Annotated in this window: 23 protein-coding genes and 1 pseudogene; 12 read left to right on the top strand and 12 right to left on the bottom strand. The window is 61.7% G+C overall.

The features are described from left to right. The first annotated feature begins 76 nt into the window (after window positions 1–76). Both ATN84_RS00965 and ATN84_RS00960 read left to right on the top strand, forming a co-directional pair. A complete protein-coding gene (locus ATN84_RS00965; RefSeq protein WP_068879675.1) occupies window positions 77–1,492 on the top strand; it encodes an FAD-binding oxidoreductase in 1,416 nt (471 codons plus the stop codon). A 452-nt stretch (window positions 1,493–1,944) separates the two neighbouring features. Next, complete coding sequence (locus ATN84_RS00960) at window positions 1,945–2,511, top strand: DUF6101 family protein (protein ID WP_068879674.1); 567 nt, start codon at window positions 1,945–1,947, stop codon at window positions 2,509–2,511. A gap of 83 nt (window positions 2,512–2,594) precedes the next feature. Here the strand turns inward: ATN84_RS00960 and ATN84_RS00955 are convergent, their stop codons facing one another. The 6 genes from ATN84_RS00955 to ATN84_RS00930 all read right to left on the bottom strand — a co-directional run bounded on the left by ATN84_RS00955 (window position 2,595) and on the right by ATN84_RS00930 (window position 7,021). Continuing rightward, window positions 2,595–3,194, bottom strand: a complete 600-nt coding sequence (locus ATN84_RS00955) for an ATP-dependent Clp protease proteolytic subunit (protein ID WP_068879673.1) — start codon at window positions 3,192–3,194, stop codon at window positions 2,595–2,597. 43 nt (window positions 3,195–3,237) lie between these two features. Next, window positions 3,238–3,597, bottom strand: a complete 360-nt coding sequence (locus ATN84_RS00950) for an SRPBCC family protein (protein ID WP_068879672.1) — start codon at window positions 3,595–3,597, stop codon at window positions 3,238–3,240. Next, entirely contained in the window at window positions 3,594–3,908 is a 315-nt protein-coding gene (locus tag ATN84_RS00945) for an ArsR/SmtB family transcription factor (protein WP_068879671.1), read from the bottom strand. Before ATN84_RS00945 ends, ATN84_RS00950 begins: the two co-directional genes overlap by 4 nt. A 141-nt stretch (window positions 3,909–4,049) precedes the next feature. Then, window positions 4,050–4,799 (bottom strand): crotonase/enoyl-CoA hydratase family protein, encoded by a 750-nt coding sequence (locus tag ATN84_RS00940; RefSeq protein ID WP_068879670.1) that lies wholly within the window; start codon window positions 4,797–4,799, stop codon window positions 4,050–4,052. 8 nt (window positions 4,800–4,807) lie between these two features. Beyond that, the gene (locus tag ATN84_RS00935) at window positions 4,808–6,577 is read right to left on the bottom strand and encodes an acyl-CoA dehydrogenase family protein (RefSeq protein WP_068879669.1); all 1,770 of its coding nucleotides are present in this window, start codon (window positions 6,575–6,577) and stop codon (window positions 4,808–4,810) included. A gap of 123 nt (window positions 6,578–6,700) precedes the next feature. Next, window positions 6,701–7,021, bottom strand: a complete 321-nt coding sequence (locus tag ATN84_RS00930; RefSeq protein ID WP_068879668.1) for a DUF1330 domain-containing protein — start codon at window positions 7,019–7,021, stop codon at window positions 6,701–6,703. A gap of 112 nt (window positions 7,022–7,133) precedes the next feature. Between ATN84_RS00930 and ATN84_RS00925 the strand changes: the two are divergent. Continuing rightward, window positions 7,134–7,925, top strand: a pseudogene (locus tag ATN84_RS00925) (helix-turn-helix domain-containing protein); the annotation flags it as partial. A gap of 408 nt (window positions 7,926–8,333) precedes the next feature. Here ATN84_RS00925 and purD read toward each other — a convergent pair. Continuing rightward, on the bottom strand, window positions 8,334–9,611 hold the full coding sequence (gene purD, locus ATN84_RS00920) for a phosphoribosylamine--glycine ligase (RefSeq protein WP_068879667.1): 1,278 nt from the start codon (window positions 9,609–9,611) through the stop codon (window positions 8,334–8,336). Between the two features lie 140 nt (window positions 9,612–9,751). Between purD and ubiA the strand changes: the two genes are divergently transcribed. Continuing rightward, the gene (gene ubiA / locus ATN84_RS00915) at window positions 9,752–10,753 is read left to right on the top strand and encodes a 4-hydroxybenzoate octaprenyltransferase (RefSeq protein WP_068879666.1); all 1,002 of its coding nucleotides are present in this window, start codon (window positions 9,752–9,754) and stop codon (window positions 10,751–10,753) included. 79 nt (window positions 10,754–10,832) lie between these two features. Here the strand turns inward: ubiA and pdxH are convergent, their stop codons facing one another. Beyond that, window positions 10,833–11,453, bottom strand: a complete 621-nt coding sequence (gene pdxH / locus ATN84_RS00910; RefSeq protein WP_068879665.1) for a pyridoxamine 5'-phosphate oxidase — start codon at window positions 11,451–11,453, stop codon at window positions 10,833–10,835. A 100-nt stretch (window positions 11,454–11,553) separates the two neighbouring features. Here pdxH and ATN84_RS00905 point away from each other — a divergent pair, with 100 nt between their 5' ends. The 4 genes from ATN84_RS00905 (at window position 11,554) to ATN84_RS00890 (ending at window position 14,938) form a co-directional block, all read left to right on the top strand. Then, a complete protein-coding gene (locus tag ATN84_RS00905; protein ID WP_425287371.1) occupies window positions 11,554–11,997 on the top strand; it encodes an RT0821/Lpp0805 family surface protein in 444 nt (147 codons plus the stop codon). Between the two features lie 152 nt (window positions 11,998–12,149). Beyond that, entirely contained in the window at window positions 12,150–13,097 is a 948-nt protein-coding gene (locus tag ATN84_RS00900; RefSeq protein ID WP_068879664.1) for a DnaJ C-terminal domain-containing protein, read from the top strand. A gap of 416 nt (window positions 13,098–13,513) precedes the next feature. Further along, window positions 13,514–14,332, top strand: a complete 819-nt coding sequence (gene fabI, locus ATN84_RS00895; RefSeq protein ID WP_068879663.1) for an enoyl-ACP reductase FabI — start codon at window positions 13,514–13,516, stop codon at window positions 14,330–14,332. A 15-nt stretch (window positions 14,333–14,347) separates the two neighbouring features. Next, window positions 14,348–14,938: a histidine phosphatase family protein gene (locus ATN84_RS00890; RefSeq protein WP_068879662.1), complete on the top strand. Its 591-nt coding sequence runs from the start codon at window positions 14,348–14,350 to the stop codon at window positions 14,936–14,938. Window positions 14,939–15,167: 229 nt separating this feature from the next. Here ATN84_RS00890 and ATN84_RS00885 read toward each other — a convergent pair whose 3' ends face one another. After that, complete coding sequence (locus ATN84_RS00885; RefSeq protein WP_068880802.1) at window positions 15,168–15,428, bottom strand: DUF1344 domain-containing protein; 261 nt, start codon at window positions 15,426–15,428, stop codon at window positions 15,168–15,170. Between the two features lie 212 nt (window positions 15,429–15,640). Here ATN84_RS00885 and aroC point away from each other — a divergent pair, with 212 nt between their 5' ends. Then, window positions 15,641–16,735, top strand: coding sequence for a chorismate synthase (gene aroC / locus ATN84_RS00880; protein ID WP_068879661.1), 1,095 nt, complete (start codon window positions 15,641–15,643; stop codon window positions 16,733–16,735). A gap of 9 nt (window positions 16,736–16,744) precedes the next feature. Continuing rightward, the gene (ribB, locus tag ATN84_RS00875; protein ID WP_068879660.1) at window positions 16,745–17,857 is read left to right on the top strand and encodes a 3,4-dihydroxy-2-butanone-4-phosphate synthase; all 1,113 of its coding nucleotides are present in this window, start codon (window positions 16,745–16,747) and stop codon (window positions 17,855–17,857) included. 221 nt (window positions 17,858–18,078) lie between these two features. Here ribB and ATN84_RS00870 read toward each other — a convergent pair whose 3' ends face one another. Beyond that, complete coding sequence (locus ATN84_RS00870) at window positions 18,079–19,293, bottom strand: MFS transporter (RefSeq protein WP_068879659.1); 1,215 nt, start codon at window positions 19,291–19,293, stop codon at window positions 18,079–18,081. Between the two features lie 536 nt (window positions 19,294–19,829). Here ATN84_RS00870 and ATN84_RS00865 point away from each other — a divergent pair. After that, entirely contained in the window at window positions 19,830–20,792 is a 963-nt protein-coding gene (locus ATN84_RS00865) for a histone deacetylase family protein (protein WP_068880801.1), read from the top strand. A gap of 3 nt (window positions 20,793–20,795) precedes the next feature. Continuing rightward, on the top strand, window positions 20,796–21,050 hold the full coding sequence (locus ATN84_RS00860) for an exodeoxyribonuclease VII small subunit (RefSeq protein ID WP_068879658.1): 255 nt from the start codon (window positions 20,796–20,798) through the stop codon (window positions 21,048–21,050). 117 nt (window positions 21,051–21,167) lie between these two features. Here ATN84_RS00860 and ATN84_RS00855 read toward each other — a convergent pair whose 3' ends face one another. Both ATN84_RS00855 and ATN84_RS00850 read right to left on the bottom strand, forming a co-directional pair. After that, entirely contained in the window at window positions 21,168–21,695 is a 528-nt protein-coding gene (locus tag ATN84_RS00855) for a DedA family protein (RefSeq protein ID WP_068879657.1), read from the bottom strand. A gap of 189 nt (window positions 21,696–21,884) precedes the next feature. Continuing rightward, window positions 21,885–22,145, bottom strand: a complete 261-nt coding sequence (locus tag ATN84_RS00850; protein ID WP_068879656.1) for a GlsB/YeaQ/YmgE family stress response membrane protein — start codon at window positions 22,143–22,145, stop codon at window positions 21,885–21,887. Window positions 22,146–22,150 lie beyond the last annotated feature (5 nt).

Genomic DNA, 22,150 nt, shown 5'->3' with positions numbered 1-22,150 from the left:
CCCTCTGTCCTGCCGGACATCTCCCCCGCAAGGGGGGCGCTGTCCCGCTGACGTTTCTAAAACAAGGTTCGAAGCCATGACCATCCAGCCGACTATTCTCGACCGCTTTGCCGCCATCGTCGGCGAGAAGAACGCGCTCACCGCAGCCGAGGATATCGCGCCCTATCTCATCGAGCAGCGCGATCTCTATCACGGCCGCGCCGCCATGGTGCTGCGCCCCGGCTCCACGGAAGAAGTCGCGCAAATCCTCAAACTCGCCACCGAGACCGGCACGCCGGTTGTCCCGCAGGGCGGCAATACAGGCCTTGTCGGCGCGCAGCAGCCGGATGAAAGCGGCCGCTCCATTGTCCTGTCCTTGTCGCGCATGAATCGCATCCGCTCGATTGATACGGCAGGCAATCTGGCGACGGTGGAGGCCGGCGTGGTGCTGAAGGTACTGCAGGATGCGGCGGCGGAGGCGGGCCTGCTCTTCCCGCTGTCGCTGGGCGCGGAAGGCTCCTGCCAGATCGGCGGCAATCTTTCCTCCAACGCGGGCGGCACGGCGGTTCTCGCCTATGGCAACACCCGTGAGCTTTGCCTGGGGCTCGAGGTCGTGCTGCCGACGGGCGAAATCCTCGACGACCTGCGCTACGTCAAGAAGGACAATACCGGCTACGATCTGAAGGACCTCTTCATCGGCGCGGAAGGCACGCTGGGTGTCATCACCGCGGCGGTGATGAAGCTCTATCCGCAGCCCAAGGGCAAGGGCGTCGCCTATGCGGGGTTGAAGAGCCCGGCCGATGCCCTGAAACTCCTCGGCATCGCCACCGAGCATGCAGGCCCGGCATTGACCGGCTTCGAGCTGATGCCGCGCATCGGCGTCGAGTTCACCGTGCGACATGTCGAGGGCGCGCGCGATCCGCTGGAGAACCCGCATGAATGGTATGTGCTGATCGATATTTCCTCTTCACGGTCTTCTGATGACGCCCGCGCAATCCTCGAGACGATCTTGACGGAGGCCTATGAGGCCGATCTCGTGCAGGATGCCGCGATTGCCGAAAGCGTGGCGCAGGAGCAGATGTTCTGGAAGATGCGCGAGGAGATGTCCTGGGCGCAGAAGCCGGAAGGCGGCTCGATCAAGCACGATATCTCCGTACCGGTCGCCTCCATCCCCGCCTTCATTGAAGAGGCGGGCAGGGCGGTTCTGGAGATGATCCCCGGCGCCCGCATCGTCTGCTTCGGCCATATGGGCGACGGCAATCTTCATTATAACATCTCGCAGCCGGTGGGTGCCGACAAAGAGGCCTTCCTCGCCCGCTGGAGCGAGGTCAATCACCGGGTCCACACCATCGTGGCGAGCTATGGTGGTTCGATCTCCGCCGAGCATGGCATTGGCCAGTTGAAGCGCGAGGAACTCAGGCATTTCAAGAGCCCGGTGGCGCTCGCCCTGATGAAGAAGATCAAATCAGCCTTCGATCCGGCGGGCATCATGAACCCGGGCAAGACGCTTTGAATGGCATGGCCGGGCGGGTGGTTGGAGCGGCGGTGTTCCGGAATGGATCCTCGGGTCAAGCCCGCGGATGACGGACTGGAGAGGTTTGCGCCTGGCCCCAACGCTGACGATTAGCGGAAAACATCCCTGCAATTGTCATCCTCGGGCTCGACCCGAGGATCCATGCCTGAACGGTTCAAACGGAAAACCGTTCGCAGAGGAGGAAGATGGCCGGCAGGTCAGAGTGGGGCACCTCCCCACACCCCATCGCTCAGCTTTTCTTTACCCGGCTTGCTAAAGTCTTACACCGGGTTCCGTTCTGATAACCATCCGCCAAATCAGGAAAATTTAACCGAAATAATTAAGCCCGGCGGTAACAAAGCGCGCCTATTCTTGATCTCAACGAGGCCGAAAACGGTCCGATTGGCAGGGAGACCGGAATACCGGCTCTCGGGAGAGACAGAGGCGTCAACATGATGAATCAAGGGCTTAAGCCAGTGTGGGCCGGCCGCGAATTGCGGCTCGACCCGTTTCATTTTCCGCAGGTGGTGAGCTATGCCACGCGCGACGAGGAAGGTGATATCACCTTCACCATCAACGAGCGCGGCGCAGTGATCCGCCGCATTCTGCCGGCGAGCGGGCTGCCGATGTCCATCGCCTTGCCGGCCCGCGCCTTTCAGGGCGTCACGGCCCGCGCCGTGGAGGATGAATACGGCCAGATCACCGTCACGCTGGAATTGATGCATGCCGATCCGCAGCTATCGGTGCCGCTTCTGGTGGCCCATGATCTGGACGATGTGGCCGCCGACTGGCGCGCCTGGTCGGCCGCCTTCAACCTGCCGATGATGCTGGTGGAGGAAGATGGCGTTGCCCGCCCGCTGGAGGAAAGCATGGGCCCCGTCGGCGTTTCCCAGCCGCAGCCGCGCCGCCAGGGACAGCAGCCCCGCCGCCGCCGTCCGCGCTTCCTCGCACGCCGCAAGACCGGCCATCTCGGAGTGCGGCTGGTGATTTCAGGCACGGAGATCATTGCGCGGAGATAAAAGAATATGTGGAGGCTAACCGCAGGCGGCTTGCCTCCACTTGAGCCTCACACAAGCCCGAGAATGACGGCGGAGAGGGCGCTCTAACCCTCCCGCACCGCCAGCACTCGATCCACCAGCCCCCATTCCACGGCTTCCTCCGCCGTCATGAAGAAGTCGCGGTCCATGGCTCGCTCGAACTCTTCATAGGAGCGTCCGCAATGCTTGGCGTAAAGCCGGGTCATGCGCTGTTTCGTTTTCAACGCTTCCTCGGCATGGATGAGGATATCGGACGCCTGCCCCTGGGCACCGCCCAATGGCTGGTGAACATGGATGCTGGCGTTGGGCAATGCGACACGCTCTCCGGGTTCTCCTGCCATCAAGAGGAATGACCCCATCGAACGGGCTGTCCCCATACACAGCGTATGCACCGGCGCGCGGATGAGGCGCATGGTGTCGTACATCGCAAGACCGCTGGTCACCACGCCGCCCGGCGAATTGATGTAGAGGCCGATCGGCTTCTTCGGGTTTTCCGCTTCGAGAAACAGAAGCTGCGCGCAAACGAGCGCTGAAACAGCGTCGTTCACCTCACCGTTCAGGAAGATGATCCGCTCGCGAAGAAGACGGGAATAGATATCGAAGGATCGCTCCCCTCTTGAGGATTGTTCCACGACCATAGGGACGAGTTGCATCGCTTCGCGCATCGGCGAACTCCATCTTCTAGAATTGGCGGAAGCTTCTGCCGCGTCAGGCGGCGAGCATGAGGAGCGGGCTGTTGCTGTTGGCCGCGGCCGTCATCACCCGTTTGGTCCTTGCATCGTCAAGTTCATGGATGACCCGCAGGCAGGTCCCTCCACTCCCGTTCGGGGCGATCCGGAATGTGACAAGGCTTTCGGTAAAGGGAGCCTCAGGCTCCCGCATCCGGTAGCTGACTTCCTCACCGGGTGTGATGGCGGCCGCTTGCCGGTCGGCCAGCGCATCGTTCGGCAGCCAAGTCTCCCGAAACTCCGGCATGCTGATTGCGCGCCAGACCTTATGCGGCGGTTCATCGATCTCGAACTCCATCTCGATCTGGTTGTTCCGCTCGACGGTCTTTCCATCGTTCATTGATCCATATCCTTCAGCAAGACCTTGAGAGCTTCGATGCGCTGCGGCCAGTAGGCGCGATATTTCGCCAGCCACTCCGCGATGAGAGCCAGCCCTTCCGGATCGACCTCATAGTTCATGAAACGTCCCTGTCGTTCTTCCTTCACGAGCCCGGCAGTCCGCAGAACCGAAAGGTGCTGGGACATGGCCGGCTGGCTGATCTCCATGCCCTCCCGCAAAGCACTTGCGTTCATCCTTCCCGCCGCCAGCTTCTCGAAGATCGCGCGGCGGGTTGGGTCGGCCAAAGCCCGGAATATCTCATTGTCCATCATGGATAACACATAAGCACAGACTTATGCGATTCGCAAGAGGTAACGGGCGGGGCTGGATTTGCTGTTTACGGTGAGGCAATGGCACCGTTGAGGCATGGGTCCCCGTGCTTGTCACTGGGGTCCATGCCCCAACATTTAGATTCACTTCTTCTTCGTCAGAAACGCCGTCACCGCCTCGCGCGCTTCCTGTGAGGTGAGGCGCTCGGCAAAGTGTTTCGCCTCGCGTGCGATCCGCTCGCCAACCGGCTCGTCCGATGCCCGTAAGAGCGCCTTTGTCAGTTGCATCGCCTCTGGCGGGCGAGCGGCGATTGCCTGTGCTGCTTCCAAAACAGCAGGCTCGAGTTTCTCAGGCTCGACGATGCGGTGGACGATCCCCGCTTCTCTTGCCGCTTCAGCCGAAAACCCTTCCCCCAGCGCCAGCAGTGCGAATGCCTTCTGATAGCCCATCAGGCGCGGGGCGATGAGGCTGGACGCCGCCTCCGGCACCAGCCCCAGATCGACAAAGGGCGTGCGGAACAGCGATTGCGGCGTGGCGAAGGTCAGGTCGCAATGGAGATGGATCGTCGTCCCGATGCCGATCGCAAGGCCGTCGACGCCGGAGACGACAGGCTTCTTCGTCGTCGAGAGAGCGCCGAGAAAATCCAGTACCTCGTTGCCCATCGTGCCGCCCATCGCAGCGGCCATAAAATCCTGCATGTCGTTGCCGGCGGAAAAAGCGCCGGGTTGGCCTAGAATGACATGAACCCGGATCGCCTCATCGGCGTCGCCCGCGCGCAGCGCCTCCGCCATCGTGGCATACATGGCGCGGGTGAGGGCGTTCTTCTTCTCCGGTCGGGCGATGCGGATGATCTGCACCGCACCGCTGCGTTCGATCTTGATGTGCTCGGACATGATAGGCCTCAATCCTGCAGCGTCGCGCCGGCGGCGATGAGGCTGTCCGCCCCGTTCATGACGCAATGTTTCAGTGCCGCCGTCTCCTTCAGCAGGTTTTCCGCATAGAAGCGGCAGAGCACGGCGCGCCCCGCATCTTCGCTGGTCAATGCGCCCTTGGCGAGATAGGCGCCGCCGGCCGCAAGGCCGAACAGCCGGAGATAGGGCGTCGCGCCGCAGAGCGCCTCGGCCTGCCGGCCCTCGGCCAGCGCCTGCTGCAGATACAGCGTCGCCTCTTCGAGATCGGCGATGGCGAAGGTCAGGCACCCGGCGCTATCACCCAGTTTGGTGCAGTTTGAGGCAGCGGCCTGGTCGACGATGGCACGCAGCTCGGCGATATAGCCCTTCACATGCTCGCCGTTGTCGAGCGGCAGCTTGCGTTGCACGAGGTCGATCGCCTGGATGCCGTTGGTCCCCTCATAGATCGGCGCGATGCGTGCGTCGCGCAGGAGCTGCGCCGCGCCGGTTTCCTCGATGAAGCCCATGCCGCCATGGATCTGGATGCCGAGCGAGGCGGCCTCGACGCCGATATCGGTGGCGAATGCCTTTGCTACTGGCGTCAGGAGATTGGCGCGGTCCGTCCAGTGGCGCGCCTCCTCGCCGTCGCCCGTGCGCGCCATGTCGAGCGCATGGGCGCAGGCATAGCCGATGGAGCGGGCGGCCTGCGTCAGCCCTTTCATGGTCAAGAGCATGCGCTGGATATCGGGATGCTCGACGATCGGGCTCATCTCGTTGCCCGGTTTTGCGCCGGGCGCGCGGCCCTGCCGCCTTTCGCGGGCAAAGGCGAGCGCCTTCTGGTAGGCGGCTTCCGCCACCGCGACGCCCTGCATGCCGACGAGCAACCGGGCATTGTTCATCATTGTGAACATGCAGGCGAGGCCGCGGTTTTCCTCGCCAACCAGCCAGCCCGTCGCGCCTTCGCCCGACGTGCCGTCGCCATAGATCATGGTACAGGTGGGGGAGGCGTGGATGCCGAGCTTGTGCTCTATGCTGGCGCAGAACGCTTCGTTGCGCCGCCCGCGCGAGCCGTCGGCATTGACCAGGAACTTCGGCACCAGGAAGAGCGATATGCCCTTGGTGCCATCAGGCGCGTCGGGCAGCCTCGCCAGCACCAGATGGACGATATTGTCCGTCATATCGTGCTCGCCATAGGTGATGAAGATCTTCTGGCCGAAGAGGCTGTATGTGCCGTCGCCATTGCGTGTTGCCCGGGTGCGCAGCGCGCCGAGATCGGAGCCCGCCTGCGGCTCCGTCAGGTTCATCGTGCCGGTCCATTCGCCGGAAATGAGCTTCGGCAAATAAAGCGCCTTCAGTTCGTCCGAGGCATGCTTCTCCAGTGCCTCGACGGCGCCCATCGTCAGCATCGGCGCCAGCGCGAACGCGATGGAGCCGGCATTCCACATCTCGGAGACGGCCGCCGAAAGCATCATCGGCAGCGCCTGTCCGCCATATTCCTCCGCGCCCGTCAACGCGTTCCAGCCGCCCGCCGCCCAGTCGCGGTAGAGCTCCTTCCAGCCCGGCGCGGTGGTGACTACGCCGTCCTTCAGCGTCGCGCCATGCTTGTCGGCGGTTTCCCGCAAGGGAGCGACCCGCTCGGCGGCGAATTTCGCCGCCTCTTCCAGAATGGCGTCGACGAGGTCGCCGGAGAGATCGCCGAAGCGCTTCTGTTCAAGCGCTTCCTCCAGCCCCGCGACCTGTTTCAGCACATGGGCGATGTCATTGACGGGCGCACGATACATCAGATCTCCTCCGCAGCGCGTCGGGCGCTCGCGATGCGAACGCCCATCCATTTTCCTGCCTCGGAGAAGTGCTATCGGCTTATTACGTAAACGTCAATAATGCCGCTGGTTCGCCTGTGCCAATCAAGCCAATATATCTGTGGCTTTGTGGTTTTCGTCGACACCATCCAGAAGGACGACGCTGCCTTCCGAATTGTCGGTGCGCAAATGCATGATCTGCCGATAGGCAGGGGAGGCGTACCAGGCGCGGGCGCGTTCCATGTCAGGGAAGCCGATGACGATCAGGTCGGCCGGCCATTCGCCTTCAAGCACGGTCTTTTCGCCGCCGTGGATGATGTAATGTCCGCCGAAAGGCGCGAGCGTTTCATCGATTTTCCGGAGATATTCGACGATATCGGCGCCCATTTTGACGTTGTGCAAGAGGGCTGCGGCATATGCGGTCATGATTTTCTTCCTTTTGGTTTCATGGAACGGGGCGAATATCCCCGGCAGCGCGCCGCAAGTCGATTACATCAGAGATAATAGAAACTGTGCTCATTCATGATAGTCTGGGTGTATGACCCAGACATCTGCCCCCGTCGGAAATCTCATCCAGTCCTGGCGCCGAGCGAGGCGTCTCAGCCAATTGGACCTCGCATCCGAGGCCGGAATTTCACAAAAGCATCTGAGCTTCGTCGAAACCGGGCGCTCGCAGCCGAGCAGGGAAATGGTGCTGCATCTGGCGGAACATCTCGATATTCCCATGCGCGAGCGCAACGCGCTGCTGCTCGCCGCCGGCTATGCGCCGATCTATCGCGAGCGTGCGCTCGATGATCCCGAACTCGAAACGGTCAGGCGGGCGGTTGACCTCATTCTGAAAGGCCATGAGCCGCATCCGGCCCTTGCCGTGGACCGCCGGTGGAATTTGGTTTCGGCCAATAGCGCCGTCGATTTCCTGCTCCAGGGCGTTGATGCAGCGCTGCTCTCGCCGCCGGTCAATGTCCTGCGCCTCAGCCTTCACCCGAAAGGCTTGGGTCCCCGCATCGTCAATTATCGCCAATGGCGCGCGCATGTGATCGAACGTCTCGTTAGCCAGATGGACCATTTGCCTGACGCCGCGCTGATGGAGCTTGTCGAGGAGATCAAATCTTATCCGGTGCCGGTTGGCGCAAAGCCCTACCGGGGTGATACGGTGCTGAACGCAATCGCGGTGCCGTTCATGCTTGCCACGGAAAAAGGAACGCTTTCGTTCATCTCCACCACGACCGTTTTCGGAACGGCGGTCGACATCACGCTTTCGGAACTCGTGATTGAATCCTTTTTTCCCGCAGACGGAGAGACGGCCGAAATCATGCGGCAAATGGCAATCCCGTGTCAGGGATCAAACGCGGAAACGCAGCCCGCCTTTGCCGAGATCGAGCGTGGCGGCTTGAAGCAGCTCGATTCCGTTGGCGAATTATTTGAAGACCTGCATGAGGAGGATTGAACTTGTTGGAGCATTTCACTTTTTTACTGAAGTGATGAGGCTCCGTTTCTCGTATGTAGCGGCAACTTTACCGTTGAGGAATGGATCGCAGTGACAAGCACTGGGATGACGGATGGGGTGGCTGTCACCGAATAATCTCCAACATATCCGCTTCCACAACGGTTCTCGCTAAAGCGAAGGCACCTCAACCCGTCATCCCAGTGCTTGTCACTGGGATCCATTCCTCTACGCTTCCATTCCCACGACAGTTCAGAATATCCATGGCGAGCAATTCCATCAAAATATGGACCGTCACGCCTTCTCCCGCTCCACCGCGCGCCAGCCGATGTCGGAGCGGTAGAAGCCGCCGGGCCAGTCGATGGCCTTGACCGCCGCGTAGGCCTGTTCCTGCGCCTCGACAACCGTCTTGCCGGTGGCGGTGACGTTGAGCACCCGCCCGCCATTGGCGACGAGTTCGCCGTCCTTCACCGCCGTGCCGGCGTGGAAGATCTGCACGTCGGGCAGCTTTGTCGCCTCGTCCACGCCTTTGATGACGCTGCCTTTTTCGGGCGCGGCGGGATAGCCCTTCGCCGCGATCACCACCGTCAGCGCCGGGTCTTCACTCCAGCGGATCGAAACTTGGTTGAGCATGCCGTCGGCGGCGGCGTTCAAGAGCAGCAGCAGATCATCCTTCAGCCGCATCATCAGCACCTGGCATTCCGGATCGCCGAAGCGGGTGTTGTATTCGATGAGCTTCGGCCCGTCTTTCGTGATCATCAGCCCGGCGAAGAGGATGCCCGAGAAGGGGGCGCCGATCTCCGCCATACCGCGCATGGTCGGCTCGATCAGCTCGCGCATGGTACGCTCGATCATTTCCGGCGTCATCACAGGCGCTGGCGAATAGGCGCCCATGCCGCCGGTATTGGCGCCGGTGTCGCCATCGCCGACCCGCTTGTGGTCCTGTGCCGTGCCGAAGGCGAGCGCCGTCTTGCCATCGCAGAGGCAGAAGAAGCTCGCCTCCTCGCCGTCGAGATATTCCTCGACCACCACTTCCGCGCCCGCCTGACCGAACACACCCTCGAAACAGGCATCGACCGCGTCGAGCGCTTCATCAAGCGTCATGGCGACGACCACGCCCTTGCCGGCCGCAAGCCCGTCCGCCTTGACGACGATGGGCGCGCCCATTTCGCGGATATAGGCCTTCGCCTTCGGCGCATTGTTGAAGCGGCCATAGGCGCCGGTCGGGATATCGAAGCGGGCGCAGAGATCCTTGGTGAAGCCCTTCGAGCCCTCAAGCTGCGCCGCAGCCTTGGAGGGGCCGAACACCTTGATCCCCGCCGCGCGCAGATCATCGGCAATGCCGGCGACAAGCGGCGCTTCCGGTCCCACCACTACGAGATCAATGCCCTTTTCCTTGGCAAAGGCGACGACCGCCGCATGATCCGAAACCTCGAGCGGGACGCAGGTCGCAACATCCGCGATGCCCGGATTGCCGGGCGCGCAATAGAGCGTATCCAGCATCGGAGAAGCGGCGATCTTCCATGCCAGCGCGTGTTCGCGTCCACCCGAACCGATCAACAGGACTTTCATGGGCCTTGCTCCATCTGCGCGAAATAAGTAAGTGCTTACTGAACTCAGGTCTCTATGGTCCGCAGGGCGATGGAGCAAGAGCACTGGCGGTATTTGCCCAAAAAAGTCGGCAATAACCAGGCCGCAGGAACGGAAACAGCATGCCGCAACCGAATGCCAAGTCGGATATCCAGTCGCGCATCGCGCGCGGCCGCGTCATGGACGCGCCTTCCGGTCACTGGGTATACCGCGTATTGCCGCAATCTCTGTGGCCCTATGCGCAACTGGCGCGCTGGGATAGGCCGATCGGCTGGCAACTGCTGCGCTGGCCCTGCTGGTGGTCGGCGGCGCTCGTCGCGGCGGCGGGGGCCAGGCCCGGCGCCGACGCCTGGAGCGTGCTTCCCTCGTTATGGCATCTCGTCCTGTTCCTCGTCGGCGCCATCGCCATGCGCGGCGCCGGCTGCACCTATAATGATCTGGTCGATCAGGATATTGACGACCAGGTGGCCCGCACCCGCTCGCGGCCGCTGCCTTCGGGGCAGGTGACGCGGAAACAGGCCAAGATCTTCCTCGTCCTGCAGGCGCTGGTCGGCCTGGCGGTGCTCCTGCAGTTCAACACGTTCACCATCCTGCTCGGCATCAGTTCGCTGGTGATCGTCGCCGCCTATCCCTTCATGAAGAGGATCACCAACTGGCCGCAATTCGTTCTCGGTTTGGCCTTTTCCTGGGGTGCGCTCATGGGCTGGGCGGCCGATAGGGGGAGTCTGGCTCTCTCTCCGCTCCTGCTTTATGCCGGCGCGATCCTGTGGACCATCGGCTATGACACGATCTATGCCCATCAGGACAAGGAGGACGATGCGCTGGTCGGCGTCCGCTCCACCGCCCGGCTCTTCGGCTCAAGGACGAAGGAGGCGCTGCTGGTGCTCTATGGCGGTGCGCTGGCGCTCTTCATGGGGGCCTTCGCGGTCGCCGAGGTGCCGATGCCGGCGCTCGCCGGCCTGCTCGCCGCCGGCGCGCATCTCTATCGCCAGATCGCCGTGCTCGACATCGACAATCACGACCAATGCCTGCGGCTCTTCAAATCGAACAATATCGTCGGCTGGCTGATCTTCCTGGGGCTGGTATTCGGCGCGCTCTGGGTGGTGCTGAAGCCGCTTGTTTAGTGAGATAGTGAGTAGTGAACAGTGAGATAGAGGGCTATTTTTCTATCTCACTATCTCACTATCTCACTATCTCACTATCTCACGGATAAAGCCTTGCCTTTTCCCATTCGCCTTCCGGCGCGGCGCGGGTGAAGAGCACCCGATCGTGCAGGCGGAAGGGGCGATCGTGCCAGAACTCGATGGAAACCGGCCGGATGCGGAAGCCTGACCAGTAGGGCGGGCGCGGGATATCGCCGATGGCATAGCGCGCCGAATATTCGGCGACCGCCTTTTCCAGCGCGAAGCGGCTTTCGAGCGGGCGCGACTGCTTCGAGGCCCAGGCGCCGATGCGGCTGCCGCGCGGGCGCGAGGCGTAATAGGCATCCGCCTCTTCCGCGCTCACCTCCTCCACCGGCCCGCGCACCCGCACCTGCCGGCGCAGCGACTTCCAGTGAAAGCACATGGCGGCCTTTTTCGAGGCAAGTATTTCCTGCCCCTTTTTACTTTCATAATTTGTGTAAAAGACGAATCCGCTCTCGTCAAAATCCTTCAGAAGTACCATTCTGACATTGGGCATGCCGTCTTCGTCGACGGTGGCGAGCGCCAGCGCATTGGGGTCGTGGGGTTCTGATTTCGTTGCGTCGGAAAGCCACTGCGCGAAGAGTTGAAACGGTTCCGATGCCTGCGTAAAGTCAGTGTTTGTTAACCCGGTATCGCCCATAATCTCGCCTCGTCAGCAACAGCAAAAGGGAAAGGCATTGGCATCCGAAAATGCGCGCCTCGCGAACCTGTCCGCAACCGGCCGCGCTGCCGTTTCCCTCATGAGCATGATTCCGAAAAATCATAAGACCAGAACATGCGGTCGCCTGGCTGTGGTTCTCGCGCTGTGCGCGCTCGCCGGCTGTGCCATGAAAGGGTTCAGCATCGAGAAGGCCGTTCCCGACTCCACGACCATTACCGGGTCTGTTCCGGCCGCGCAACAGGGCGAGATCGACGAGGGCAAGCTGTCCGATCAGGTGACGATCCGCAACATCGTATCGGCGCTCGATTTCACCAAATGGGGCGAGACGCCCATCCCCTGGGCCAATCCCGAGACAGGCAGCCAGGGCACCATCACCACCGTGGCCGAGACGAAGACCGACACCGGGCTTTGCCGCCGGTTCCAGACCTCGCGCGAGGCGTTCGACGGCGTATCGCTCTATCGCGGCGAAACCTGCCTGGAAAAGGACGGCGCGTGGATGCTCAGATCCTTTGCGCCGCTCTAAAGCATGATCCCGGGAAGTTGCAGACTTTCGGACCAGATTATGCGATCAAATTGATAAGCGCCGGATTTTCAACGGCAAATCTGGAAGTTTCGCCGGGAAATGCGCATATGAGAGGCGATTTCTAAGAATTTTCTTCCGCGAAGAGGAACAAGATGCGCGATCCCTATAGCGTGCTGGGCGTCGCCAAGACGGCGAAGCCCGAAGAGATAAAATCGGCGTACCGCAAGCTCGCCAAGAAATATCATCCCGACCAGAATCCGGATGATCCGAAGGCGCAGGAGCGCTTTTCCGAGGCGACCCAGGCTTACGACATCCTCAGCGACAAGGAGCGTCGGGGGCAGTTCGACCGCGGCGAGATCGATGCCGAGGGCAAGCCTACGTTCCAGGGCTTCCATCCCGGAGCCGGCGCGGGTGCGGCCGGCGGCGATCCTTTCGCGGAGTTCGCCCGCAGGGCCGGCGCCGGCGGCAGGGGCGGCGGCTTCGAGTTCCGCACCGGCCCGGGCGGCTTCTCCGGTGGGGGTGCGGAAGACATTCTGAACGATCTCTTCGGCGGCGCCTTTGGCGGCGGTGCCGCGGGCGCGAGGCCTCGCGGCAGGCAGCAGGCCAAGGGCGCCGATCTCATGGCCTCCATCGAGATCACGCTCGAACAGGCGGCGGGCGCGGAGAAGGTCGAGGCGATCTTCCCCAATGGCAAGCGGCTGTCGATCAAGCTGCCGAAATATGTCGAGGACGGCCAGACGATCCGGCTGAAAGGGCAGGGAGAGGCGATGCTCGGCGGCACGCCGGGCGATGCCCTAGTAACGATTCGTTTCGGGCGTCATCCGCGCTTCAAGCTGGAGGGCCGCGACGTGCATCTCGATCTGCCGGTCTCGCTCTCCGATGCCGTTCTGGGCGCCCGCATCGAGGTGGAGACGCTCGACGGCCGCATCGCGGTCAAGGTTCCGCCCTGGTCCAGTTCCGACCGCGTCCTGCGGTTGAAAGGCAAGGGATTACCGATGAAGGCCGGCGACCGCGCCGATCTCTTCGTCCATGTCCGCGTCATGCTGCCCGAAGGCGGCGATCCCGAGCTGGAGGCCTTCCTGCGGCAGCGCGCGGGGTAGGACATATTGGGTTTGTGAGTAGTGGTCCCTCTCTTGCAAAATTCTGGAGTTTGTCGGAACTGGCTTGAAACAGCGCCCCTCTCGCCGTCATTCTCGGGCCTGTCCCGAGAATCTACCACAGCTTAATCTGTCGGGACGGTAATCGCTTATCTCTCTCCTATGGCAGATTCTCGGGACAGGCCCGAGAATGACGGCAGGATTATGCGCTTTCTCTTGTCTGCGTTTCAGTTGAGTTCCGACAGATTCTAGAAAACGCAAGAGAGGAGGATGCTTTTTACCTGAAAAGCTCAGGCCTCTTGGCCTGCTCCCATCAAGTTTTTGATAATTCCCGTCTTTTTCATCGCTCTTGCTTGAAGCCCGGGCGAGCCTGTGCAATAGGGCACTATTGCCAATACAATTTTGACGAGGGTCGGGTAATGACCGCCAAATCTGGTTTGTTGCAGGGAAAACGTGGCCTGATCCTTGGTGTCGCGAACAACCGTTCCATCGCCTGGGGCATCGCCAAGGCCGCGCATGAGGCCGGCGCCGAGCTTGCCTTCACCTATCAGGGCGATGCGCTGAAGAAGCGCGTGGAACCGCTCGCCGAGGAACTGGGCGCTTTTATCTGCGGCCATTGCGATGTCGCCGATGCCGCCAGCATAGACGCCGTTTTCGATGCCCTGGAGAAGAAATGGGGCAAGCTCGATTTCATCGTCCATGCCATCGGCTTCTCCGACAAGGACGAGCTTACCGGCCGTTATGTCGATACGTCGGAAGCCAATTTCTCCAAGACCATGCTGATTTCGGTCTATTCGCTGACGGCCATCGCCAAGCGCGCCGAAAAGCTGATGACCGACGGCGGCTCCATTCTGACGCTGACCTATTACGGCGCCGAGAAGGTGATGCCGAATTATAACGTCATGGGCGTTGCCAAGGCGGCGCTCGAGGCGAGCGTCAAATATCTGGCCGTGGACCTCGGGCCTGAGAATATCCGCGTCAATGCTATTTCCGCCGGCCCGATCAAGACCCTTGCCGCCTCCGGCATCGGCGATTTCCGTTACATCCTGAAGTGGAACGAATATAACGCGCCGCTGCGCCGTACCGTGACGATCGAGGAAGTTGGCGATGTCGGCCTCTACTTCCTTTCCGATCTTTCGCGCTCGGTGACCGGTGAGGTGCATCACGCCGATTCCGGTTATCACGTGGTCGGCATGAAGGCCGTGGACGCGCCGGACATCTCCGTGGTCAAGGAGTAACGGAGCAATCTCGCAGTGATACGGGAAATCATCTACTTCTCGCGTCACGGCGAGACGGACTGGAACGCGTCGCAGCGCATCCAGGGTCAGGTCGATACCGATATAAACCCCCGTGGCCGCGCCCAGGCTGATCGCAATGGCGACATGCTGAAATCGCTGATCGGCGAGGGCACAGGCTTCGATTTTGTCGCAAGCCCGCTCAAGCGCACGCGCGAGACGATGGAGCGTATCCGGGCCCGCATGGGGCTCGACCCCCATGTCTACCGCACCGATCCGCGGCTGATGGAAGTCAATTTCGGCGATTGGCAGGGCTATATGATTGAGGACGTTGCCGCGGTGCGACGCGATCTCGTCGAGGCGCGCGCCCGCGACAAATGGAATTTCGTTCCACCGGGCAACACGGCGGAAAGCTACATGATCCTGTCAAGGCGTATCGGGGCGTGGCTGGAGAGCGTGGACCGGCCGACGGTCTGTGTCACCCATGGCGGCTGCATGCGCACGCTGTTCTATCTCATCGAGAAGATGAACGGCCATGAAGCAGCCAACCTTTCCATTCCGCAGGATCGCCTGCTGCGGCTTGAGAACGGCAAGCTGATCTGGGTTTAAATCGTCACGACGGCTTGGAGCGGTTTCTGTTTTGATGGAATCGGGGGGGCTTTGGGTAGCTATGGCCTTGATGGCCGGCCGCTGGTGGAGTGGCGATGTTCCGGAGCAGTCCCAACGGAAACCGCCGTGCAGTTTCGCCATCATGCTCGAAGACACTTCATAAAAATGGAAGCGCCAACGGTTCCATCTTCAGGTGAACGGGCTGGGCCTGGCGGCGAGGGCGGACCGCCTACTCCGCGTCTTCCGCTTCCTCGATATTGGTGATGAACCGGTCCTGGTCCACCACGTCGTAGGAGAGCATCACCTTCATGCCTTCATTGATGGCGCTGTAGTCGAATTCGCCCGGCAGCTTGTAGGCCTTGCCGTCGTCGAGCGTGATCGTATCGCTGTCCTCATCGATGGAGACGATCTTGCCTTCCGCGTCGTCCGCCATGGCGACGGTCGAGAAAAGGGATCCCAGAACGAAGAGCAGGGTGATGAGAATGCGCATGACGAATGCCTTTCCCGATGGGAGCATTGCAAGTGAAGCGAGCAAAGAATATCCGCCTGATTGTGTCAAAAGAATTACTGGAAAAGGCCGAACCGGCGAAATTTTTCAGCCGGTGCGGCCACATATTTGACCGGCGCTCAAAACCTCAATAAAACCCCGCATTGTCTCTACCGATTGCTTGAGCGATCCTATCCTCGTTTCCGGATTTTGCCATGTCCCACAATACGTTCGGCCACCTGTTTCGCGTCACCACGTGGGGCGAGAGCCATGGCTTGGCGCTGGGCTGCGTCGTTGACGGCTGCCCGCCCGGCATCCGCTTCAGCGAGGCCGAAATCCAAGCCTATCTCGACAAGCGTAAGCCCGGCCAGTCGAAATACACCACACAGCGCCGCGAGCCGGACCAGGTGCGTGTCCTTTCCGGCGTATTGCTTGAAGACGACGGCGTGACGATGGTCTCCACCGGTACGCCGATCTCCATGATGATCGAGAACACCGACCAGCGCTCCAAGGATTATGGCGATATCGCCCGGCAATATCGCCCAGGCCACGCCGATTACACCTACGACGTCAAATACGGCATCCGCGATTATCGCGGCGGCGGGCGCTCCTCGGCGCGCGAGACGGCGGCACGGGTCGCCGCCGGTGCCATTGCCCGCAAGGTGGTGCCGGGCCTGGTCGTTCGCGGCGCGCTCGTTTCCATGGGCATTCACGATATCGACCGTTCGCGCTGGGACTGGAACGAGGTCGGCAACAACCCGTTCTTCACCCCCGATGCCGGCTCGGTCGAAACCTTCGCCGCCTATCTCGACGGCCTGCGCAAGGCGGGCTCGTCCGTGGGCGCGATCCTCGAGATCGTCGCCGAAGGCGTGCCGGCGGGGCTCGGCGCACCCATATATGCCAAGCTCGACCAGGACATCGCCAGCAATCTGATGTCGGTCAACGCCGTCAAGGGCGTCGAGATCGGCAATGGCTTCGAGGCCGCGCGCCTGACCGGCGAGGAGAATGCCGACGAGATGCGCATGGGCAATGACGGCAAGCCGATATTCCTCTCCAATAATGCCGGCGGCATCCTGGGCGGCATCGCCACGGGCGCGCCCGTTATCGCCCGTTTCGCCGTCAAGCCGACCTCGTCGATCCTGACACCGCGCCGCTCGATCGACGCCAACGGCAAGGAGGTCGATGTCATGACCAGAGGCCGCCATGACCCTTGCGTCGGCATCCGCGCCGTTCCGATCGGCGAGGCGATGGTCGCCTGCGCCATCGCCGACCATTATCTGAGACATCGCGGCCAGACGGGCCGTATTTAAGGGGTCCCCATGAGCTACAACCAGAAACAGGTCGTCGATGCGATACGCGCTTTCGAGCGCGGCGAGATTGTTGTCGTCATGGATGATGACGGCCGCGAGAACGAAGGCGATCTGATCGTCGCGGCGGTGCATTGCACACCGGAGAAGATGGCCTTCATCGTCCGTCATACCTCGGGCATCGTCTGCACTCCCATGCCGCGCGAGGAAGCCAGGCGCCTCAATCTGGCGCCGATGGTCGCCGAGAACGACGCGCCGCATTCGACCGCCTTCACCGTCACGGTCGATTACAAGCACGGCACCACGACGGGCATTTCCGCCGATGACCGCACGCTGACGGTGCGCAACCTCGCCAATCCCAATGCCGGCGCGTCCGATTTCGTCCGGCCCGGCCATATCTTCCCGCTGGTTGCCCGCGAGGGCGGCGTGCTGATGCGCTCCGGCCATACCGAGGCCGCCGTCGATCTCTGCAAGCTCGCCGGCCTGCCGCCGGTCGGCGTCATCTGCGAGCTGGTCAATGATGACGGCTCCGTCATGCGCGGGCCGCAGGTTGCCGATTTCGCCGGCAAGCACGGGCTCCACAAGGTGACGGTCGCCGATCTAATCGCCTATCGCCAGCGCAAGGAGACGCTGATCGAACGGGTGGGGGAAGTCGCGATCGAAACTCTCGCCGGTCCGGCCAGGGCCTATACCTATCAGCTTCCCTGGGAGCCGATGCAGCATGTCGCCGTGGTCTTCGGCGATATCCGCGACGGCGAGGACGTGCCCGTCCGCCTGCAGCGTGAGGATGTGCTCGCCGATGTGTTCGGCACAAGCCACAGCGTTGACGCGATCCTGAAGCGCATGGCGGGGGCGAAGCGCGGTGTTCTCGTCTATCTGCGCGAGGGGTCGGTGGGTGTCCGCCAGGGCGAGAGCGAATCCCGCGCCCGCGACACCATCGGCGGCGAAGGGGAACGCCACGCCGAAGCCCGCGCCCGTGAGGAGGAATGGCGGCAGATCGGCCTCGGCGCGCAGATCCTGAAGGATCTGGGCATCACCTCCATCCGCCTCCTGTCCTCGCGCGAGCGCCATTATGTCGGGCTGGAAGGCTTTGGGATCGACATCGTCAAGACGGAGATACTTTAAAACGACTACGGTTTGGCGGAATCGCCAAGCGCCCCCCTTTGGGCTGCCGCCCATCTCCCCCGCAAGGGGGGAGATTAGCTATCAGTTTCGCTTTCGCCAATCACCAGCGACGCAGAATAAAACTCCGCCCTCGATGCAGGCCAATCTCCCTCCTTGCGGGGGAGATGTCCGGCAGGACAGAAGGGGCGCGCTGTCCCGCCGGCGTTTGCCGCACTTCCCCATCACTCCGCCGGCTGCGGCACCGCCGGCATCCGGCTCCTCTCGCCGCCAAGCGCCCTCTGCCCGAGCAGCACCGTCACGAGGGAGATTGTTCCGGCCGCCACCGATACCCAGAAGCCGTTATGCGCGCCGAACGTGTCGACCACCCAGCCGGTGACAAACGAGCCGAGCGCCATGCCGATGCCGATGCCGGTCATCACCCAGGTGACACCTTCCGTCAGCATGGCTTCCGGCACCCGCCGCTCGATCAGGCCGAAGGCGGTGATGAAGGTGGGCGAGATCGCCACGCCGCTGACGAAGATGGCGAGCGCCAGCATCGGCACCGTGGTCACCATCAATAATGGCAGCGTCGTCAGCGCGATAACGCTGACCGCGATTGCGAGCTGCCGTTGCAGCGGCATGGTGAGGTTCAGCGCGCCGACGATCAGGCCGACGATAAAGGATCCGGCGGCATAGACGCCGATGACCAGGCTCGCGGTGTCAGGATGGCCCAGCGCCTTGGTGATCGCGACGGTGCTGACTTCGGCCGTCGCGAAGGTCGCGCCGATGAAGATGAGGACGAAGGTGATGATCTGCACCGGGCGTTGCCGGATGGCCGAGCCCTGCGCGCCGTGCTCCATCGGCCGGATTTTTGGCTCCGTCGAACGCTGCAGGATGAAGGCAATGGAGCCAAAGGCAAGAAGCAGTGTGCTGACCAGCATTCCGGCTTCGGGAAAGAGCGAGACGCTCAGGCCCACCGATAGGGAGGCCCCCGCGATATAGACGAGTTCATCCGCCGCCGATTCAAAGGCGAAGGCTGTGTTGAGCTCGGGGCGATCGCGGAAGATCTCCGTCCAGCGCGCACGCACCATCGCGGGAATGCTTGGCATCGCCGCTGCGAAAAATGCCGATGCGAAGAGCGTCCATGTCGGCCAGCGCTGATTTGTGGCGGCGAGGAGCACGAGGAAGGCCGCGACGGAGATAATCGTTGCCGGCGCCAATACCTTCGCCTGGCCGATGCGGTCGACCGCCCTGGAGATTTGCGGCGCGACGACTGCATTTGTCAGCGCGAAAGTCGCCGAGACGGCGCCGGCCAGCCAGTATTCGCCGTAAGCCTGCGACAGCATGGCGACGATGCCGATCGGCGCCATGGCGATGGGCAGCCGGGCGAAGAACGCAGCCGCGGCGAAGCCTTTGGCGCCCGGCGCCTTGAAGATCTCGCGATAGGGATTGGGCATGGAACACTCCTGGAATCACGGGGTAATGGAAATTACATACGCGACGTATGAGAAATAAATAAACTCATACGCACCGTATGTCAAATAATATACGCAGCGTATGAGAAAGGCGCGCGATGGGTACACAGGCCGTGGAAGGAAATGCTTGCGGGAACGCGCGCTATCACCATTTCGGTGGGGCCTGCTTCAGCAGCCTTGAAGGGGATGCTCGATTGAGTGCGCGTCAAGAAGGGTTGAAATCCGCGGCCAATGCCATTGCCTGAAAATGGCAGCTTTGTTTTTTGTGCTGCGGAGGTTGCATCGTAGAGGCATGGCAACCTGTGACAAGCGCAGGAATGACGGGGTGAAGATGCTTTCCCTATACCGATAACCACTCGCGGGGGCGGAGACGTCGGAGCTTGGCCGCAACAGCAAAACCCGTCGTCATCCAAGTGCTTGTCATAGGTTGCCATGCCTCGACCTTTCCACCGTGAGAACGGTCAAAAATCGGATCAAGGCAATTCCCTCAAGGTATGAACCGCCCTAAGATGTTTTCCATGACAACACGGCTCTATTGGCATCCGATCTATCTCCAGCATCTCACCCCGCCCGGCCATCCCGAGCGGCCGGATCGCCTGCGCGCGCTGCACAGCGTCCTGGAGGGCGATGAGTTCTATAGTCTCGATCGCGTGGAAGCGCCGATGGGCGAGGAGGAGGCGATCCTCCATGCGCATCCCGAAAGCTATGCCGAGCGTATCCGGGCGGCCATTCCCGAGGAGATCGACGAGGAAGACCGTGAAAGGGGAGCGCCGCAGCCTCTGACGCGGGTCGACAGCGACACCGTCGTCAGCCCGAAGAGCTGGGAAGCCGCGCTCACCGCCATCGGTGGCGCCACCGCCGCCGTCGATACAGTTTTCAAGGGCGAGGCCGATAATGTCTTCGTCGCCTCGCGCCCGCCCGGCCATCATGCCGAGCGCGACCGGGCCATGGGCTTCTGCCTCTTCAACAATGTCGCCATCGCCGCCCGCCATGCGAAAGCCAGACATGGCGCGGAGCGTGTCGCCATCGTCGATTGGGATGTGCACCACGGCAACGGGACGCAGGACATCTTTGAGAGCGACCCGACGGTGCTCTATTGTTCGACGCATCAGATGCCGCTCTATCCCGGCACCGGCGCCAAGGACGAGACCGGCGTCGGCAATATCGTCAACGCGCCGCTATCGCCGAATACCGGCAGCCGCGAGTTCCGCGAGGCCTTCACGAGCCGCGTGCTGCCGGCGCTCGATGATTTCCGTCCGGATCTGATCATCATCTCGGCGGGCTTCGACGCGCATCACCGCGATCCGCTGGCCGAGATCAATCTGGACGAAAGCGATTTCGACTGGGCGACCGGCAAGCTGATGGACAGGGCGGAGCGCTTCTCGGGCAACCGTCTCGTCAGCATCCTTGAGGGTGGATATGATCTTCAGGGCTTGTCCCAATCGGCAGCAAGGCATATTACGCGGCTGATGAAAGGATGAATCATGGCCGACGATAACGCCAATGCCGACATCGCCGCGATGAGCTTCGAACAGGCGCTGGAGCAGCTCGAACGGATCGTTGAGGATCTGGAGCGGGGCGATGTGCCGCTCGAGCAGTCGATCCGCATCTATGAGCGCGGCGAAGCGCTGAAGAAGCACTGCGACACGCTGCTAAAGGCCGCCGAGGACAAGGTCGAGAAGATCAGGCTCGGCCGCGATGGCCAGCCGGTCGGCGCCGAACCGCTGGATGGTGAGTAGAAAATAGTGAATGGTGAATGGTAAAATAGTGAATAGCAGGATTGCGATTGCTTGCCCGCTGCTATTCCTCACCATTCACCATTCACCATTCACCATTCACCATTCACCATTCACCATTCACCATTTCCACCCCTGTGCCTTCATGTGCTCATAGATCGGGTGGAAGAAATCGGTGAAGAAATAGGGCCCCGCACCCCAGACCAGCGTCCAGGCGGCCGCTCCCACCACATTCGCGGCGAGAAAATGCGGCCACGGCATCTGCATCGAACCGGCGATGATGCCGTTCAACTGCCGCAGGATCGAGACGAAGCGGGCGCTGGCGACGATATAGAGACCCTTGCGCCGGAAGACATCCTCGAATCGCTCGAGCCTTTCCGGCGTCAGTCGCACCAGATAGCCATAGCGTTCGAGCAGCCGCGCTCCGCCGAATCGGCCGATGAGATATCCGGTGCTGTCGCCCAGTACCGCGCCGCAGAAGACGGCGATCAGCATGTGGGTGAGATTGAGATCGCCATGCAGCGCCAGCAGCGAGGCGGCGATGAGCCCGCTTTCGCCCGGCACCGGCGCACCGAGGGATTCGAAGTAGATGATGAAGAAAAGCGCGATCGAACCATAGGCGGCGATATAGGTTTCGATCATGTGCATAGCCGGTTCCCCGCCTGATGTTTTACTTAAGCTTTACTTGAAATAATCCGCTCGCCTCCGCAAGCCCTTGCTTCCAAAATAAGTGTCGTCGCAATTCGGCATGCAGAATCAGGTAGTTATAAAAAACCCTATGCGCTGGGACGAGCGCATAGGGCTTTAGAGGCATGCCGGGATATCGGGAGATTCCGATTATCCGAGGCTGCTCCGTCCGGTCACGGCGTGGTAGATCCAAAGGACGGCCACCGAGCCGATCACCGCGACGATCAGGCTATATATGTTGAAGCCGGTAATGCCGGTCGCGCCAAAGAGGCTGAAGACCAGGCCCCCCACTATCGCGCCGAAAATACCCAGAGCAATGTCGAGGAACATGCCCTGACCGCTCTTGTTTACAATCTTGCTACCAATGAAACCCGCAATCAGACCAAGTAGAATCCAGCTAAAAAAACCCATGGGAA

The organism is Paramesorhizobium deserti, from assembly GCF_001558695.1.
GTDB lineage: Bacteria > Pseudomonadota > Alphaproteobacteria > Rhizobiales > Rhizobiaceae > Paramesorhizobium > Paramesorhizobium deserti.
This window is presented reverse-complemented; position numbering and strand designations above follow the sequence as displayed.

What these genes read in the sequence shown, in the direction of transcription:
- ATN84_RS00940 (WP_068879670.1), bottom strand. Translation starts at nt 4,799, where the DNA reads ATGTCCGAGCACATCAAGATCGAACGCAGCGGTGCGGTGCAGATCATC.
- ATN84_RS00850 (WP_068879656.1), bottom strand. Translation starts at nt 22,145, where the DNA reads ATGGGTTTTTTTAGCTGGATTCTACTTGGTCTGATTGCGGGTTTCATT.
- ATN84_RS00960 (WP_068879674.1), top strand. Translation starts at nt 1,945, where the DNA reads ATGATGAATCAAGGGCTTAAGCCAGTGTGGGCCGGCCGCGAATTGCGG.
- fabI (WP_068879663.1), top strand. Translation starts at nt 13,514, where the DNA reads ATGACCGCCAAATCTGGTTTGTTGCAGGGAAAACGTGGCCTGATCCTT.
- ATN84_RS00865 (WP_068880801.1), top strand. Translation starts at nt 19,830, where the DNA reads ATGACAACACGGCTCTATTGGCATCCGATCTATCTCCAGCATCTCACC.
- ATN84_RS00930 (WP_068879668.1), bottom strand. Translation starts at nt 7,021, where the DNA reads ATGACCGCATATGCCGCAGCCCTCTTGCACAACGTCAAAATGGGCGCC.
- ATN84_RS00885 (WP_068880802.1), bottom strand. Translation starts at nt 15,428, where the DNA reads ATGCGCATTCTCATCACCCTGCTCTTCGTTCTGGGATCCCTTTTCTCG.
- ATN84_RS00965 (WP_068879675.1), top strand. Translation starts at nt 77, where the DNA reads ATGACCATCCAGCCGACTATTCTCGACCGCTTTGCCGCCATCGTCGGC.
- aroC (WP_068879661.1), top strand. Translation starts at nt 15,641, where the DNA reads ATGTCCCACAATACGTTCGGCCACCTGTTTCGCGTCACCACGTGGGGC.
- ATN84_RS00900 (WP_068879664.1), top strand. Translation starts at nt 12,150, where the DNA reads ATGCGCGATCCCTATAGCGTGCTGGGCGTCGCCAAGACGGCGAAGCCC.
- ubiA (WP_068879666.1), top strand. Translation starts at nt 9,752, where the DNA reads ATGCCGCAACCGAATGCCAAGTCGGATATCCAGTCGCGCATCGCGCGC.
- ribB (WP_068879660.1), top strand. Translation starts at nt 16,745, where the DNA reads ATGAGCTACAACCAGAAACAGGTCGTCGATGCGATACGCGCTTTCGAG.
- pdxH (WP_068879665.1), bottom strand. Translation starts at nt 11,453, where the DNA reads ATGGGCGATACCGGGTTAACAAACACTGACTTTACGCAGGCATCGGAA.
- ATN84_RS00870 (WP_068879659.1), bottom strand. Translation starts at nt 19,293, where the DNA reads ATGCCCAATCCCTATCGCGAGATCTTCAAGGCGCCGGGCGCCAAAGGC.
- ATN84_RS00955 (WP_068879673.1), bottom strand. Translation starts at nt 3,194, where the DNA reads ATGCGCGAAGCGATGCAACTCGTCCCTATGGTCGTGGAACAATCCTCA.
- ATN84_RS00935 (WP_068879669.1), bottom strand. Translation starts at nt 6,577, where the DNA reads ATGTATCGTGCGCCCGTCAATGACATCGCCCATGTGCTGAAACAGGTC.
- ATN84_RS00860 (WP_068879658.1), top strand. Translation starts at nt 20,796, where the DNA reads ATGGCCGACGATAACGCCAATGCCGACATCGCCGCGATGAGCTTCGAA.
- ATN84_RS00945 (WP_068879671.1), bottom strand. Translation starts at nt 3,908, where the DNA reads ATGATGGACAATGAGATATTCCGGGCTTTGGCCGACCCAACCCGCCGC.
- ATN84_RS00855 (WP_068879657.1), bottom strand. Translation starts at nt 21,695, where the DNA reads ATGCACATGATCGAAACCTATATCGCCGCCTATGGTTCGATCGCGCTT.
- purD (WP_068879667.1), bottom strand. Translation starts at nt 9,611, where the DNA reads ATGAAAGTCCTGTTGATCGGTTCGGGTGGACGCGAACACGCGCTGGCA.
- ATN84_RS00905 (WP_425287371.1), top strand. Translation starts at nt 11,554, where the DNA reads ATGAGCATGATTCCGAAAAATCATAAGACCAGAACATGCGGTCGCCTG.
- ATN84_RS00950 (WP_068879672.1), bottom strand. Translation starts at nt 3,597, where the DNA reads ATGAACGATGGAAAGACCGTCGAGCGGAACAACCAGATCGAGATGGAG.